General features: G+C 39.9%; 14 protein-coding genes and 1 other annotated feature. Of the genes, 8 read left to right on the forward strand and 6 right to left on the reverse strand.

Annotated features, from left to right (window positions below; translation table 11 throughout):
- Positions 1-186 precede the first annotated feature (186 nt).
- The 5 genes from AAEY99_RS04300 to AAEY99_RS04320 all read left to right on the forward strand — a co-directional run bounded on the left by AAEY99_RS04300 (position 187) and on the right by AAEY99_RS04320 (position 7335).
- Positions 187-2553 carry a phosphoketolase family protein gene (locus AAEY99_RS04300; RefSeq protein ID WP_101086375.1) on the forward strand — a complete coding sequence of 789 codons (2367 nt, stop codon included), beginning with the start codon at positions 187-189 and terminating at the stop codon, positions 2551-2553.
- 395 nt (positions 2554-2948) lie between these two features.
- Positions 2949-4067: an OmpA family protein gene (locus AAEY99_RS04305; protein ID WP_351009325.1), complete on the forward strand. Its 1119-nt coding sequence runs from the start codon at positions 2949-2951 to the stop codon at positions 4065-4067.
- A 296-nt stretch (positions 4068-4363) separates the two neighbouring features.
- Complete coding sequence (gene tal, locus AAEY99_RS04310) at positions 4364-5317, forward strand: transaldolase (RefSeq protein WP_351009328.1); 954 nt, start codon at positions 4364-4366, stop codon at positions 5315-5317.
- A 15-nt stretch (positions 5318-5332) separates the two neighbouring features.
- Entirely contained in the window at positions 5333-6970 is a 1638-nt protein-coding gene (gene pgi, locus AAEY99_RS04315) for a glucose-6-phosphate isomerase (protein ID WP_351009331.1), read from the forward strand.
- 179 nt (positions 6971-7149) lie between these two features.
- Positions 7150-7335 carry a DUF3545 family protein gene (locus AAEY99_RS04320; protein ID WP_101086371.1) on the forward strand — a complete coding sequence of 62 codons (186 nt, stop codon included), beginning with the start codon at positions 7150-7152 and terminating at the stop codon, positions 7333-7335.
- 132 nt (positions 7336-7467) lie between these two features.
- Here AAEY99_RS04320 and AAEY99_RS04325 read toward each other — a convergent pair whose 3' ends face one another.
- The 4 genes from AAEY99_RS04325 to thrA all read right to left on the reverse strand — a co-directional run bounded on the left by AAEY99_RS04325 (position 7468) and on the right by thrA (position 12948).
- A complete protein-coding gene (locus AAEY99_RS04325) occupies positions 7468-8010 on the reverse strand; it encodes a hemerythrin domain-containing protein (RefSeq protein ID WP_101086370.1) in 543 nt (180 codons plus the stop codon).
- A gap of 183 nt (positions 8011-8193) precedes the next feature.
- Entirely contained in the window at positions 8194-9477 is a 1284-nt protein-coding gene (gene thrC / locus AAEY99_RS04330; RefSeq protein WP_351009334.1) for a threonine synthase, read from the reverse strand.
- Between the two features lie 46 nt (positions 9478-9523).
- Positions 9524-10483, reverse strand: coding sequence for a homoserine kinase (gene thrB / locus AAEY99_RS04335; RefSeq protein WP_351009336.1), 960 nt, complete (start codon positions 10481-10483; stop codon positions 9524-9526).
- Complete coding sequence (thrA, locus tag AAEY99_RS04340; RefSeq protein ID WP_192114408.1) at positions 10480-12948, reverse strand: bifunctional aspartate kinase/homoserine dehydrogenase I; 2469 nt, start codon at positions 12946-12948, stop codon at positions 10480-10482. The genes thrB and thrA overlap by 4 nt, the downstream gene beginning before the upstream one ends.
- Before the next feature lie 62 nt (positions 12949-13010).
- Positions 13011-13133, reverse strand: a sequence feature (Thr leader region).
- A gap of 543 nt (positions 13134-13676) precedes the next feature.
- Between thrA and slyD the strand changes: the two genes are divergently transcribed.
- Together slyD and AAEY99_RS04350 are read left to right on the forward strand one after the other, a co-directional pair.
- A complete protein-coding gene (gene slyD, locus AAEY99_RS04345) occupies positions 13677-14243 on the forward strand; it encodes a peptidylprolyl isomerase (RefSeq protein WP_011638355.1) in 567 nt (188 codons plus the stop codon).
- A 246-nt stretch (positions 14244-14489) separates the two neighbouring features.
- Entirely contained in the window at positions 14490-14867 is a 378-nt protein-coding gene (locus AAEY99_RS04350; protein WP_351009340.1) for a hypothetical protein, read from the forward strand.
- A 309-nt stretch (positions 14868-15176) separates the two neighbouring features.
- Here the strand turns inward: AAEY99_RS04350 and trpR are convergent, their stop codons facing one another.
- Positions 15177-15455, reverse strand: a complete 279-nt coding sequence (gene trpR / locus AAEY99_RS04355; RefSeq protein WP_101086365.1) for a trp operon repressor — start codon at positions 15453-15455, stop codon at positions 15177-15179.
- 315 nt (positions 15456-15770) lie between these two features.
- Here trpR and AAEY99_RS04360 point away from each other — a divergent pair, with 315 nt between their 5' ends.
- Positions 15771-16220: a c-type cytochrome gene (locus AAEY99_RS04360; RefSeq protein ID WP_101086364.1), complete on the forward strand. Its 450-nt coding sequence runs from the start codon at positions 15771-15773 to the stop codon at positions 16218-16220.
- A gap of 103 nt (positions 16221-16323) precedes the next feature.
- Here AAEY99_RS04360 and AAEY99_RS04365 read toward each other — a convergent pair whose 3' ends face one another.
- Positions 16324-16989, reverse strand: coding sequence for a cytochrome b/b6 domain-containing protein (locus tag AAEY99_RS04365; protein ID WP_182744772.1), 666 nt, complete (start codon positions 16987-16989; stop codon positions 16324-16326).
- Positions 16990-17349 lie beyond the last annotated feature (360 nt).

Consider the following 17349-nt stretch of genomic DNA (forward strand, 5'->3'; position numbering starts at 1 on the left):
TGCTTAAAGCACTGGCAAATCGTTATTAAATTTCAAGTAATTATCGACATATCAACCAAAAATGCGATCTGAACTAAAAGTGACTCGTCAAAAATCAGATAAAGGCCACATTATTGTAATAAAATTACAGATACAGTGTTCTCAAAGAAAGTTAAATAATTATTTTCACTTTTAATCGAGGTCACAATGACTAACTCAAATGAAATAACTGCACTAAAAAAATACGTACGAGCGACTAACTTCTTGGCGACATCGCAAATTTATCTGAAGCAAAACGTACTTTTTAAGCGTCCTTTACAACATACTGATATCAAGCCTCGTTTACTTGGTCACTGGGGAACGTGTCCTGGTATCAACTTTGTCTACGCTAACGTTAACCGTCTTATTGTTAAGCATAATCGTGAATTCATTTACCTTGTTGGCCCTGGCCACGGTTTCCCAGCAGTACAAGCTAACTTATTTGTAGAAGGTTCATTAAGCCATTTCTACCCAGAGACCATACCTTATACAGAAACGGGTATCGAAGATATCTGTAAAAAATTCTCAGCAGCTTACGGTTATCCATCACATGCGAATCCTGAAGCACCAGGTCAAATATTAGAAGGTGGTGAGCTTGGTTATTCACTTTCAGTTGCTTGGGGCTCTGTATTAGATAACCCAAATCTTATTGCCGCCTGTTTAATTGGTGACGGTGAAGCAGAAACAGGTCCATTAGCTGCATCTTGGTATGCCAACCGTTTAGTCTCACCAGATAACAACGGTGCAGTGCTACCAATCGTACATATTAACGGTTACAAAATTTCAGGCCCTACTCGTATGGGCCGAATGAGCCATGAAGAGCTAGATTTAGAATTCCGTGGTCTTGGTTATCACCCAATCATCGTTGATGATGAAATGGAAACCGATATTTTTGAACAAATGACCGCAGCAATGGACTTGTCATATGACATGATCAATGACATCCAACGTCGCGCACGTTCAGGTGAAGATGTCGTTAAACCACGCTGGCCAGTTATTTTAATGAGAACCGCAAAAGGTTGGACTGGTACTTCTGAATACGATGGTAAGAAACTTGCTGGTAACTGTGAATCTCATCAAGTAATAGTGAGCAACTGCGCCAAAGATAAAGGCCATCTTGAAGCACTTGATAAGTGGTTGGCTAGCTATAAGTTTGACGAATTAGTGCAAACCACTGAAAGCGGTGAATTGATATTTGATAAAGACATTATGTCTTTGATGCCGCCAAAAGAGTTATGTTGTGGTCGTCAACGTCTGAGTTACGGCGGTGAAGTTGTACGTGCTTTAGCAAATCCAGATTTAAACAAATTGGGTTACGGTTCGGAAACAGCTCGTGGTCAACGTGGTTTCTCAATGTTGAAAATGGGTGAGTGGATGCGTGATGCTTTCAAACTAAACCGCGATCAACGTAACTTACGTATCTTCAGCCCTGATGAAACATACTCAAACCAACTACAAGCTGTGTTTGAAGAAACCGACCGCGCATGGCAGTGGCCAATCGAAAGCTGGGATCAAGATATGTCTCGCGATGGCCGCGTGATTGAGCTCCTATCTGAAAATTTACTTTTCGGTATGTTACACGGTTACACAGTAACAGGTCGTCACGGCATGTTCCCTACCTACGAATCTTTCTCTCAGGTAGTGTCATCAATGGCGGATCAATATTGTAAATATGTTCATGCAAGCCAAGGCATCCATTTCCGTAAGCCTATCCCTGCATGTAACGTCGTATTGTCTTCACTATTAGAACGCCAAGATCACAACGGCTATTCTCACCAGAATCCGTCTTTCCTAGGCGCTATGTTAGAGAAACATCCGAACATTATTTCTGCTTATTTACCTGCAGATGCTAACAGCACCTTGGTTTACACTGAACGTGCTTACGCTGATCGCGATAAACTGAACATTATTGTTGCGGGTAAAAAGTCGTTACCACAGTGGTTATCACTTGATGAAGCCCGTAAGCAAGCTAAAGACGGTATCATGGTGTGGGATTTCGCCTCTGATGACAAACCAGATGTAGTACTTGCAGGTTGTGGTGACTACGCGACGCAAGAATGTATGGCCTCACTGGTATTAATTCGTGAGATTTTACCAAGAGTGCGCATCCGCTTTGTAAGTGTCTCAGAACTTCACAGCAGCGGTTTAGGTAGTCTTAAATTCCAAAGCAAGCCTTGGATGATGGATGAAGTCTTCACTGAAGATAAAGGTGTGGTATTCAACTACCATGGCTACCCAAACACCATCAAAAAGCTTGTATTTGATTATAAAGGTAACCGTCGCTTCCGTATTAAAGGTTATGAAGAAGAAGGTTCAACGACGACACCATTTGATATGGGTGTGCGTAATGGTACTTCTCGCTATCATTTAGTTATCGATATGGCATATAAGTTGTTCCAGCAAGGCGTAATTGATGAATCACAACATGTGACCATCACGACCGATATGTTACAACGCTTGGTAGACCACAAAAACTACATCAAAGCAAACGGTGTCGACCCTGAAGAGATCGAAAACTGGGTGTGGACACGTTAAGTTAAGCCACTTTTAACAATAAAAAATACGCCTTCAGGGCGTATTTTTGTTTTTATAATCCCCAAAAGTGACCATTTCATAAAAATCAAACTAACTTATTAAAAAAAGAGATGATATTCACAATTCATCTTTAATCATTTATGAATTAAAACATACATGCTTAGCTTATGTTTTAATTAGTTATTTTAATTAAAAAAAAATTCAGCCTGAGTGTTATCTAATCTAGCATTACCAAAAATTAATCCTTTTTACTATGGAAAAACATCTAATTACCAACCATAATTGCGCCGCTGACTAAAACACAAAGAAACACCACATTAAGCGTCAGTAATGCATGACAATAACAACTCCGTTACATGCATATTTGGTGGAGTAAAATAACAATGGATGTAAATATGATGAAGAACACATTAAAAGTAGTATTACTCACCTCTATGTTGCCTTTCGCTGCATCAGCTGCACAAGAATTAACACCTTGGTATGTTGGTGGTGGTTTAGGCGTCAACAACTATGAACCTAGCTGCGACCAAAAAACCATGAAAGTATGTGGTGAAGATGACCCATATGCTTGGGATGTATTTGGTGGTTATTTATTTAACGAATACGTCGGTATTGAGCTAGGTTATCGTGACCTTGGCCGTGCAGAATGGACTGATTATTCTAACAAGCGCAATGATGTTGGTGCTCGTGGAATGTCATTAGGTTTTGTTGGTTTTTACCCACTAGCAGACAAGTGGAGCTTATCAGCTGAAGCTGGTGCGCTTAACTACCTAATCTCGAACAAAAAAGAATACAACACTGAATATTACAGTGATAGCGGTATTGCACCATATTTAGGTGCTGGTATTGGTTATAACTTTACTGACAATTTAAAGTTACAAGCTAAATACCGTCGTTATGAAAATCTTGACGAAGAAAAGTGGAATACACTTTCGATGGAAAGTAACTATTGGGGTCTTGAGCTAAGCTACCGTTTTGGTACTAGTACTCCAGCTCCAGTTGCTGCACCAGTTGTTGTTGCACCAGTTGTTGTTCCACTTGGTGATGATGATAAAGATGGCGTAACAAACAACATCGACAAATGTCCAGACACACCATCAACTCACAAAGTTGATGCGACTGGTTGTAGTGTTTATGAAAACGTTACAACTAAGTATGATTTAGGTGGTATTTTATTTGCTAATGATTCAGCTGAAATCCGTGCTGGTTCGTTTGCTGATTTAGAAAAACTTGCTGACCACTTAACTAAATACCCACAACACACTGTATCTGTTCAAGGCCATGCGTCTAACGTAGGTAAAGCAGAATACAACATGAAGCTTTCTGAGCGTCGTGCGGTTTCTGTTGCAAGTGCACTAAACAAAAAGTATGGCATTAGCATCAGCCGTATCAGTTCTATTGGTTACGGTGTCACTAAACCAGTTATGCAAGGTAGCTCAGCTGAAGCTAACCGTGTTAACCGTCGTATCGAAGCTATCGTGACGGGTACTGAAAAGCGCGTAGTATTACGTTAATTGTAATATAGATACGCTATACTTTAGAAGTCGCTGCTTGCAGCGACTTTTTTATTTTAAGAACAACGTAAAAACCAATACACCAGTGACTAACACTGACGTTGCGGTATTAGAATTGGAAGTATGTACCGTATAAACTGACCAATTCTGTCTATTTAGCAACAATAATGGCTTTAAATAAGCGAAAATAACGGATAATTTCGTAATTTTTTTACAAATAAAGTTGGAATAATCCCTAAAATCGCTTCTAATAAAGGCATTGATCTATATTCATTGCTTAACGAGAGGAAATTTCCATGGCCAATGCACTCGCGCAACTAAAATCATTCACGACCATCGTTGCTGATACCGGCGACATAGAAGCTATTAAACGTTACCAGCCTGAAGATGCAACAACCAACCCATCACTCATTTTAAAAGCCTCGCAGATCCCTGAATATGCTTTTCTTATCGAGAATGCAATTGAATGGGCTAAAACTCAAAGCTACAGTATTGAACAACAGATTGAAGATGCAGGTGACAAGCTTGCAGTCAATATTGGCGTAGAAATTTTAAAGCTAGTGCCAGGTCGTATCTCAACAGAAGTCGATGCTCGCTTATCATTTGACAAGCAACGCTCAATCGACAAAGCGCACAAGCTAATCAAATTATATAAAGATGCCGGAATTGATAAATCACGTATTTTGATCAAATTAGCTTCTACTTGGGAAGGTATTTGCGCAGCAAAAGTACTTGAACAAGAAGGCATCAACTGTAACCTAACATTGCTATTTAGCTTTGCTCAAGCAAGAGCCTGTGCAGAAGCTGGCGTATACCTTATTTCGCCTTTTGTTGGTCGCATCCTAGATTGGTATAAAAAAGACACAGGCCAAGATTACACTGCAGAAACCGATCCTGGTGTGGTCTCTGTTACTGAGATTTACAACTACTACAAGCAGAACGGTTATAACACAGTTGTTATGGGTGCAAGTTTCAGAAATATCGGTGAGATTATCGAATTAGCCGGTTGCGACCGTCTAACGATTGGACCTGCATTGTTAGAAGAATTAGCCAATACTGATGTAGAAATTATCCAGAAATTGGTTGCAACGCCAGCAACACAGTCTGCTCCAGCTGCGTTAACTGAAGAACAATTCCGCTGGGCATTTAACGAAGACCCAATGGCAGTAGATAAGTTGGCAGAAGGCATTCGTAATTTTGCCATCGATCAAGGCAAACTAGAAGTTATGCTAAAAACAAACTTAAGCTAGTTGGAGGCTTTACTCGTGACTACACTGACTCAAAGCACGACTTGGAAGGCGCTACAAACCCATTCAAGTCAACTACCTCACATGCGCGAATTATTTGCCCAAAACCCACAACGTTTTGAGCAAATGAGCGTTGCGGCTTGTGGTCTGTTTTTAGATTACTCTAAAAACCGTGTGAACGATGAAACACTTAAGCTGCTATTCTCTCTCGCTAAAGAAGCAAAACTGAGTGAAAAAATTACTGCAATGTTCAATGGTGATGTAATTAACAACACCGAACAGCGCTCAGTATTGCACACTGCATTACGCAGTAAAGCGACTCAAACGATTATTGCTGAAGGAGCGAATATCGTTCCCGAAGTGCAACAAACATTAGCCAAAATGGCTAAGTTTGTTGGCTCTGTGCAATCAGGCGAGTGGAAAGGTTATACCGGTAAAGCGATTACAGATATCGTCAGTATCGGCATTGGAGGTTCTTTTCTTGGACCTAAAATTGTTTCACAAGCGCTTAGACCATATTGGCAAGCAGGGCTTAATTGCCATTTTGTCGCCAACGTTGATGCAACTTCAATCTGTGAAAAATTAAAAAATCTCAATGCTGAGACCACATTGTTTGTGATGTCGTCAAAATCATTCAGTACTCAAGAGACTCTTACCAATACCCTTAGTGCTAAAGATTGGTTTTTAGGCCAAGGTGCAAGTCAACAAGATGTGGCGAAACACTTTGTTGCTGTAACATCAAATGTGGCTAAGGCAACTGAGTTTGGTATGGACGCTAACAACATATTCCCAATGTGGGATTGGGTTGGCGGACGCTACTCATTATGGTCAGCCATTGGTTTACCAATCGCGCTACTTATTGGTATGGATAACTTTAAAGACTTGTTAGATGGCGCGCATCAAATGGATGAGCATTTTACTAACACGCCTATCGAACAAAATATGCCCGTCATCATGGCTATGTTGTCTGTATTGTATGGTAATTTTCATGGTGCTCAATCACATGTCATTTTAACCTACGATCATTACTTACGTGGTCTTCCGGCTTATTTTCAACAACTCGACATGGAAAGTAATGGTAAATCAGTGACACTCGATGGCACTGACGTCGATTACAGCACCGGTCCCGTCATTTGGGGCGGTGAAGGTACCAACGGTCAACATGCCTATCATCAGTTGCTACATCAAGGCACAGCTCTTATTCCTGCCGACTTTATTATGCCGTTGCAAAGCCACAATCCGTTGGGTGAACATCATGACCAACTTGCATCAAACTGCTTTGGGCAAACCCAAGCCTTAATGCAAGGTCGTACCTACGATGAAGCACTGGCTGAACTAAGCAATAGCCAGCTTGATGAGCAACAAAAACCGCTTATAGCCAAACATAAGGTAATGGTTGGTAACAAGCCAAGTAATACCTTATTGATGGATAAGCTAACGCCAACAACGTTAGGTGCGTTAATCGCGCTATATGAGCACAGAACCTTTGTTCAGGGTGCTATATGGCAGATAAACTCATTTGATCAATGGGGTGTAGAGCTAGGTAAGCAATTAGGCAATGATGTGCTTGAACGAATTGGTGCCGACCAAGATGCTACCGATTTAGATGCATCGAGCAATGCATTAGTGAACCTGTATCGTAAAGGTAAGCTATAGAACAAATACTAGCCTTAAATAAAAACCTCAGCTTGCTGAGGTTTTTTTATGCGTTTTTGATATCAAATTCACTAAACTGTGATTTATTAGTAACGTAAATGCAACACAACTATTGCACCCTATAGCTGAAATATGGTACTTATTTGTGCAGAGACATCATAATAACAAGGGAGGTTACCATGGATCGATTAGACTATGGTGGTGCGCTAGACGAAGTTGTTGAAAGACCAACCCGCTCAAAAAGCTCATCAAAAAAACGCAAATGGCGTGAAATTGAAACCATTAAGGATAAACAGCGTTTACTCAAGGAATTGCAAGATATTGATGATTCATTCGATTTTGATGTTAATACATTAGTGCTTTAATTGGATCCCACCACATTTAACACTTAACGATAAAATCGATTAAAAGAGCGCATAGAGCGCTCTTTTTGTTTGCCAAAATTTATAGGTTGGCTATGAATGTACATCACAACCCTCTAGCCCAGAATAATCACATCATTTGTTATCTGAATGTTCAATATAGGTCCGTAAATCTTCAAAAATCGTTTTATCATTATCATTAAATAACGGATCTTCAATTAAGCGATTTTGACATAACACGTTGATTTTTTGCCAATCGTTATTGTCTAATGCCTTAACAAAATTAGGAAATACTTCCCGTTCTTCATACTGCATATGCAATTGTTGTAGGTCAATATATTCTTGCAGATCGTTAATCAACTTGTCGCGCGAGATAACCACATCCGAAAGAATCATATTCAAGCTATAAACTAAAGCACCCGATGCCTCAGCTAAACGATGATGTTCATTATAAAGTTGGCCACAATTCGCTAAACCCGTCTTATTACTGTAATAATCAAAAATAATATCTTCCAACGGATGATGACTATGCTCAGCATAGCCTTGCATATACTCAACGATATCCCTAACCAGATTAAAATTAACTCCGTTACCTTCAGCCAATCGAGTCAATTTATTCGAAAGGATATTCAATAAAATGGCAATATGCTTATGATCGCGCATTAAACGTTGCAACATAACCTTCTCCCGTCATCTATCTAAAAACACCAATGTATAAATAATAGCCAATAATGCATCTTTTACTAATCTACACTGGGATAAGCATTATGAGGTATGACCAAGATCATAATATTGAAATATAAAAAAACACCTAATGCCAATCTCATTGATATTAGGTGTTAGATATTTGAAGCTAAGGGGTTACTTTAACACAGCAAACATATGAGCCTTAAGCTGACCAAAATCAGCATCTAATTCTGCTGACAGAATCGTTTTGTGTGCCACTGCAGCTAATTCAGGAGGTAACGGCAAATTAATGGCCAACTCACGGTCAACCACATCTTTAAACTTCGCAGGATGCGCTGTACCTAGAAAGACCCCAGTTTCGTTACCTGTTAGGCCAAGCGTTAATGCATGAGCCGCAATCGCCGCATGAGGCTCTGATTGATAACCCAACTGATAAAGTTCTGCTAAAGCGCCAGCGGTATCATCTTCAGAAAGAGCCACGCCAGCTACCAATGATAACGGCCAGCCCATTTGCTCACAAATCGCTTCAACACGAGGCCAATTACTTGGCTCTGACACATCCATAGCATTTGACATAGTCGCTACCGTTTTATGCGGCTGCCATTCTCCACCAGTGAGATAACGCGGTACAGTGTCATTGCTATTGGTTGCTGCAATAAAACGTTTAATAGGTAACCCCATGGCTTTAGCAAATAACCCGGCCGTTAAGTTACCAAAATTACCGCTGGGTACAGACATCACAAGCTCATTATGTCCAGCTTGCTTTGCTTGCGCTACCGCTTCAAAGTAATAACATATCTGAGCTAATAAACGGCTGATATTAATCGAATTAGCAGAATTTAACGCTAAGCCATCGCGAACATCACTGTCATCAAAAGCTTGTTTTACCAGATGCTGACACGCATCAAAGTCAGACGTTACTGCCACAGTATGAATATTTTTACCTAAGGTGGTAAACATCTTCTCTTGTAGTTCGCTAATTTTACCTTTTGGGTATAACACCATTACATTAACGTTATCTAAACCGTAGAATGCATCCGCTACTGCAGCGCCAGTATCACCCGATGTTGCGGTTAAAATGGTCAGTTTTTTATTGCCAGCAAGTAAATCAACACATTGGGCCATAAACCGTGCGCCAAAATCTTTAAACGCTAATGTCGGGCCATGAAAAAGCTCTAAACAAGCGCGTTTATCATCAACCTTAACGAGTGGTACATCGAAGGTAAATGCCTTATCAACGAGCTTATCAACACTTTCCTGCCCTAGTTCATCCGCTAACCAAGCACCCAAGACTTTTTTGCTTCGCTCAGCAAAGGGTAATGCCAGTAATGCATCTATATTGGATAGTACAGGAATGGACTTTGGGAAAAACAATCCTCTATCTTTACCTAAACCCAGCTGAACCGCTTGACTGAAGTTAACTACCTGCGATGGGTGTTTTAAATTATATAATTCCATTGCGACTGCCTTTTAAATTTCAATATCAATAATGTGAAAGAGAGCGTTACACGCAGCGCGTGCCAAGTTTATCTAATTTACAAACGTGAGCAAAACCACCTTGCTCCGAAATATAATGTTGCATCAGCCAGTTTTTGGCTTTTTCTGCGGTGGCTAAATCGTCGGTTACACTAAACAATGTTGGGCCGCTGCCAGAAATACCACTAGTAAGCATGCCTAATTCAGCTAATGCTGCTCGTGCTTCGGTATAACCAGGTATTGCGGATGCACGATAAGGTTCGGCCAAAACATCTTTCAGCATTTCAATTGCCAAAGCAGCGTCTTGCTGATAACTCGCGTGAACAAATGCACTTAAATAACGACCAAAATCGATGGCTACAGACTTATCATATTGCTGCGGCAGCAATTCGCGCATTTTGGCAGTAGATAATGAAATTCCCGGGTAAGCGATAACCCAATACCAGTTATCAAAACTTGGAATAGCAGCGCATGCTTTGTTGCTGGCATTAAGCATTAGCTGCATGCCGCCTAAATAGCATGGCGCTACATTGTCATAATGCACGCTGCCAGATATCTTCCCTTCAAACTCGCCCATCAATGCTAATAAGGCTTGCTGGTTAAAAGGCTGTCCAAAATGTTCATTTAAGGCATATAACGCAGCGACTACAGAGCTGGCACTAGAGCCTAACCCACTGCCGACTGGAAGGTTTTTCTCTAGACAAACAGTGACACCATCTTGTCGTTGTAATTTATCTAAAAAAAACTCAGCACATTGGTAAACAATATTATCCTTACCATCGCTCGGTAATTTATGTGCCCATTCACCTGTTTGGCTATATTCAACCCCGCTGGCAGCAGCGCTAATCATCACTCTATCGCCCAATAATGAGCCGTCAATCGGCGCTAATGCAGCGCCTAGCAAATCAAAGCCAACACCAACATTACCCATAGACGCTGGAGCATACACAGTAAGCGTGTCTTGGCTTACTTTTAACGTTTGATTCATAACCCAACCTCACGAGTCCAGTTTAAGGTTCTTAATACGTCAGCAAAAGCCCCGGCAGCAGTAACATCGGTACCAGCACCATAGCCTCTTAATACAAAGGGAATTGGTTGATAATAACGGCTATAAAATGCCAGCGCATTCTCGCCACCTTTAACACTGTATAATGGATCCGTTGCATCGACTTCAACAATTCTGACATGGCATTGCCCATCTTCAATTTGGCCAACATAACGCAGCACTTTACCTTCGGTTTTAGCCGCCGCGACTCGAGCAGAGATAAGGTCATCTAATGAAGCAAGATTGGCCATAAATTGATTAACATCGCCTGAGTCATCAAAATCAGCAGGCAATACAGATTCAATATTAATGTCTTCAAGCTCTAATGGCAGGCCAACTTCACGAGCAAGAATGAGTACTTTACGAGCGACATCCATACCACTTAAATCATCACGAGGATCGGGTTCAGTAAAACACTTGTCACGCGCAATCGCAGTCGCTTGCGATAAGCTCATACCGTCATCTAACATACCAAAAATGTAGGATAATGACCCAGACAAAATACCATTAAACTTATGTAGCTTATCACCGGCGTACATGAGTTTTTTCAAGTTATCGATAACCGGTAAACCAGCTCCTACCGTCGTTTCATACAAAAACTGTCGACGCTGAGTTAAAGCCGTTTTACGCAATGCTTGATAGTAAGCATAATCACGAGTGTTCGATTTTTTGTTTGGCGTGACAACATGGAAACCGGCATTCATCACATCAAGGTAACGGTCTGACACTAACTCGCTTGATGTACAATCAACTAGTACAGGATTAAGTAATTGCTGCTCTTGTCCCCACTCAAGTAGCTTAGCTAAATCATACGTTTGGCCCTTCTCGGCCAGTAATGACTGCCACTCGCCAAGTTCAATACCTTCACTATTCAACAACATTTGGCTCGAATTAGCGATCCCACATACACGAATACTAATGTGTTGTTCTTTTAACATCGCACTTTGCTGCTTGATTTGATCGAGTAATCCAGCCCCCACATTACCGCTACCGACTAAAAAAACATCAAGATACTGCTGAACATCGAAAAATGCTTGATGGCATGCTCCAATAGCATGTTTGGTTTTTTTCTGTTGAATAACAGTAGAAATAGAACGCTCAGATGACCCCTGCGCAATAGCAACGATGTTGACACTGGCTTTAGCTAGTGCTGTAAAAAATTTAGCCGCTACGCCCTTATGGGTTTTCATACCATCACCAATCAAAGACACTATCGCCAAATCTTGACGCAATTCAATCGGCTCAAGTAATTCACTTTTTAATTCAAGCTCAAATTCTTGTTCTAGTGCCCATTTGGCTTTATTTGCTTGAGAAGTAGAGACACAAAAACTGATACTGTATTCAGATGAGCTTTGGGTAATAAGCGATACCGAGATGCCACTGCGAGAGATAACCGCTAAAGTCCTGCTTGCCATGCCGACCATGCCTTTCATTCCTGGGCCAGAGACGTTAAACATGGTTTGATTGTCTAAATTTGAAATAGCTTTAACTTGTAGCCCTGTTTTATCATCATCATTAGACACCAATGTACCGGGAGCTGACGGATTAAAACTGTTTTTGATGTAACAAGGAATTTGATATTGAGCAATTGGCGCAATCGTTTTAGGGTGCAACACTTTGGCGCCAAAGTACGAGAGCTCCATCGCTTCTTGATAGCTTAGCTGCGATAACAATTTAGCATCAGCAACCACTCGAGGATCTGTGTTATAAACCCCATCAACGTCAGTCCAAATTTCACAACTTGAGGCATCTAAACATGCTGCCAGTACCGCAGCTGAATAATCAGAACCATTGCGGCCTAATGTGACGATCTTGCCCTGAGCATCTGCGGCAGTAAATCCAGGCATCACCCAGACTCGGTATTGATCAAGCGGCAATAAGGTAAAGCGAGGCTTGCTCACCGCAATATCGACTACAGACTCCAACGGCTGACCATGAGCTAAAAATAACGCCACTGGATCTAATTGTGCTGAAGTGATGTCTTTCGCTAACATAACTTGTTCCATTAATGCCGCAGATAAACGCTCACCCGTCACCACTATTTCAGCACGAACACTATCAGGGCATTCGCCTAGCAGTTTAATACCGTAAAGTTTATCTTTCCAAACTTGCATTTGTGCCGTTAATTTCCCAATCAGCAGTTCATGTTGAAGAGCCGTAATAAGTGATGCCGCCGCGTCAGAAAACAGCCCGCTATAGACCAAATGAATATGATCTAATACCGGTTGATAATCATGTTGTTCAACTGCTATATCTACCATTTCTAAAAGCGCATTGGTCACTGTGGCAGGAGCTGAAAGCACTGTAGCAACAGATTCTGTCAAAGCCGTATCAGCAATAATATCTGCCGCCATCGAAAAACGAGGCCAATTCGCTAGCGATGTTCCACCAAATTTCATTACTTTCATGTCGCTCTCCTTGTCACTCATAAAGTGACAACATTAAATTAAAATCAAATGATTAGAATAAAAACAAAAAAGCCCGCTTCAGTTGTTAGAAGCGGGCTTTTTATGCAAAATCTTTTAGGGTGTAATCAGCCCGCCCCCACTATGGTAATAGTGGTGGTTGTAATGGTTGTAATTACAACGAGCATGAGGGTAAACATTTGATGATTCTCTTCGTTAAGTTAAATGTTAACTGCCGATAATATTTAATTAGATTAAATAGCTGATCCACGTTGGCTAACAGAATTGCTTTTTTAACCTAAGGTTGTCAACCCCTCATTACAGTTTATTTACTAGTTATTTTTTAAGTTGAGTTGATTTTTTTAATAATTAAGTTGTTAAAAATCAATAATGAGTAGTGATAACCATTATTGATTGCCTTATCCAACGTTAACGTAGACGTAAGAGTAATAAATAAAATTAAGTAAATACAACAATTTCATGATGATAGAAGTAGTAACTTAATATGTATTCATAAAAAGATTGCCAATAAATGTGTAACCAAGATGATTTATCCGCCTTAGCTATTTCCTACACCAATTAAATGATTTATTTTCACCATCAGTCGATGTAAAACATGCAGCATAAGACAAAACAAAAAAAGCTGTGATTCAATAACCAAAAACTGATGTTAGTCATCGCAGCCTTATATCAAAATACGGTATGATACTCACATCACAATTGGAGGCGATATGAAAATTACAAAACATGCGGCGGTCACTATTCATTACCGCTTATCTGATGAGCAAGGTCTATTAGTAGAAAGTTCATTTGAAAGTGAACCAATGGTTTACTTACATGGCACTGAAAATTTAATTCCTGGACTTGAATCAGTTTTGGAAGGTAAAACTGTTGGTGAAAATATCGAGGCAAAGATCCCTGCGGAACAAGCCTATGGCGAATATCACCCAGGTTTAAAGCAAGAAGTTCCTGTCAGTGCATTTGGTGATGTCGAAGATATCGTTCCAGGTATGCGTTTTATCGCTGAAACTGAAATGGGTCAACGCCCTGTTCAAGTAATTGAAGTGAAAGATGATGTCATCGTTGTTGATGGTAATCACCCTCTAGCGGGTCAGTCACTGCATTTTAGTGTCGAAGTTATTGCTGTAAGAGAAGCAACAGCAGAAGAGCTATCTCATGGACATATCCATGCAGAAGGCGGCTGTGGTAGCCATGGACACGATCACGGACACGACCATGAATCATGTGGCACAGAGAAACCTGGCTGTGATGGGAATGGCGGCTGTGGCTGTCGTTAATTCATTATTGATTAAATAGATAAGTGACTCATTCTATTTTTAATGTCTATTTGTCAGTAAAAAGGTTGAAACATCGTAAGGCACTGTCTAGTTACTAGGCAGTGCCTTTTTGTTTAGGTTATAGTTAGTTCGTTAGTCACATCAATTAGTCAGATTTATTGTATCGACCGTTAAGGATAACTAGGCGGTACAATCCTCACTAATTGACAACCAATATAATAATTAATACCTAGCGACGGAGTGCTTATGTTAATTAAACCGCTGTATGAATTACTGCCGTTCACTTACATGCTTGTAGGCAGTGTCAGTATTTTTCTTCTTGAACCTAGTTATGCACTTATTGCTTCAATTGTAGTGTATTTATATGGTGCACATATTTACAACTTACGTTCCAAGAACCGTAGAACCGATCCCAAACGTAAACGCAAATCAGGATTAATCCCCGAAACGATTTATGGTTTATTACCCTTTATTTACGTATTAAGTGCCGTGAGCCTTTATCGTTTTTACCCTAGAGATTCGAGCACACTTTTTGCTCTGTGCCTAACCACGTATGGTGGATACCTATTTTTAAGACGTTTAAGTTATCGTCATCACAGATTACCGCGGGGAGTTAGCCAATAGTCAGATTTATTATTGCAATGAGGATCAAAAAGGTTAACTGAACAAAACAGCATAATGAATTGATTAGTAGGTGTTAATGGTGAACCTAATGTAATTAAAATCGATGGGTGTCTATTTGATTTTATGAGCAATGCTTTAGGCTCGATAGGTAATAAAAGACACCTATCGAGTCAGTTATATTGGTGATTTATCAGCACTGAATTATCAGCATTGAGGACTGAAATATTGTGTCGATGCGAATCGATGACCAATTGCTTAGCCTAAAATCAATTGTTAATCTAGAATCAATTGTTAATCTAGAATCAATTGTTAATCTAGAATCAATTTTTTAACTAAGTCTCTTTGATTTACTGGCATATTTTTTAAATAATTTGAACACCGTGTAATCGTTGCAATACTCACTTGATGTTCTGCAGCAATTTGTCTCTGACTCAACTCCCCTGCTAATAACGTTTGGAACACCTGTAAACGCCCAGAAACTGCACTTCGCTCTTCTTCGGTTAATAATAAATGAAACAACACCGACAAATCATCTTCATTTGCATGGGTTAATATTTTTTCTACCACTAAATTCCAATTGGCACGCATTGTTTTTTCTCTTTTTAGTAATGCCCAGACATTACAAGTGTACCAAGGAACGACGTCGATTAGCAAAATTGCTACCGATAAACTTGTAATGAAAAATGAAAAATAACTGCGGGATGCTATTGATGAAAGATATCGCAAAATGCTTATAAAATTGTGTAGAATGAGATGTAATACCCTCATAACTAAGCGCTAAAAACTCGACTAAGCAGTAGGCTGAACACTTAATGGTTAGCACTTTAGTTAAAATTTAGCATAATTATGTGGATATCCGTGCTTATGGAACCGGTACCACCCACAAAAAAGTGAAGGATGACGATGAAAAAGATATTACTAACGGTTGCGGCAACCGCAATGATGATCCCTGCTGTGTTTGCGAATAATTTTGAAGAACCTGCAGATGCCATTGAATACCGCCAAGCTGCTTTCGGCTTAATTGCTTATAACTTTGGTGATATGGGCGCTATGCTAAAAGGTAAAAAACCTTTTGATGCTGCTGTATTTAGTGCTCGTGCAGATAATGTTGCAGCGCTATCAAAAATACCACATGAAGGTTTTATTGCTGGTTCAGATAAAGGCGATACCGAAGCACTAGCTAAAATTTGGCAAGATAAAGCCGATTTTGATAGCAAAATGACTGCATTTCAAGATAATGCCGCGGCATTAGCTGTTGCAGCTAAATCAAGCGATAAAAATAGCATTAAACAAGCTTTTGCTAACACTGGTAAAAGCTGTAAAGGTTGTCACGACGTTTACAAAAAAGACTAATTTGATTCGTTAGCTCTGGTGAGTATAAGTAGCTCTACTCAATAGTGAAAATGATAAAAGCCCATCTTTATGGGCTTTTTTATTGGCTTTAATTAACCTGGAATTATAAAAAACTGACCACAGGTTCGAGTAACAACCACCAAATAGCAGCAAAAATAACTGACACGATAACTAACGCCATCCAAGGCGAACGCAATGTAGGTGAAGTGACCTGCTCGGTAACTTGTTTATAACCGCTGAACATGGCTTTAAGTACATTGTCACCCTTAAAAACATGCACTAACACGGCAATAATATGTACCGCAGCCAAAACCAAAATAAGATTGAAATTAGTTTTATGCAGCCAGGTTAGCCACCCCGCAGTATCTGACGAAACGAGATATATCAGCGGACCTTCAGTAAAAATATCATCTGTTGCAAATAAACCGGTACTTAACTGCAACACAAGCGATCCCAGCAACACAATCACCATATAACCACCTAGTGGATTATGCCCAAGTGACGAAGGTTTAGGCTGGGCTTTCGCGTAAGCGATAACTTTTTTAGGTGCAACAAAAAAATGTGTAAACTTAGCGGTGTCACTTCCGATAAAGCCCCAAATTAATCTAAATGTAATCAGAGTCATCAATAGATACGCCAATATCTGATGCCACTGCATTTCACCTATTTCGGCTGTCCACCATAATCCGCCAATTAAACACACCATAGCCCAATGGAAAAAACGTGTTGGAAAATCCCATACCTTTATTTTTTGTTGTTCTATACTCATTAATAACCTGCTTATTACTATTCTTTACTGACAAATTATAAACTCATCAGTAATAAATAAAACAAGAAGGTTTACAAACTAATACAAATAAACATGCTTACGTAGCTAAAAAAGACAACCAAAGAAGCTTTGCTTTATAAAGAGGATGAACCTAACGAGAAGTAATAAATCAATGTCAGCTAAGTAACCAGTAACATAGGATAAAGGAGCATGCTTGTAGAGCGTTTATGAATAAGACAACCCCATACAAAATCGTGCTTGAAATTGTATGAAAAAACCTCAACAAAGCTAATTAAGTATTAACTTATCCATACAAATATGAGCCTATACTGACAGCATTACAAGCATATTTAATGGCTT

Source organism: Shewanella sp. S1-58-MNA-CIBAN-0166, from assembly GCF_040310085.1.
In the GTDB taxonomy this organism is placed as follows: domain Bacteria; phylum Pseudomonadota; class Gammaproteobacteria; order Enterobacterales; family Shewanellaceae; genus Shewanella.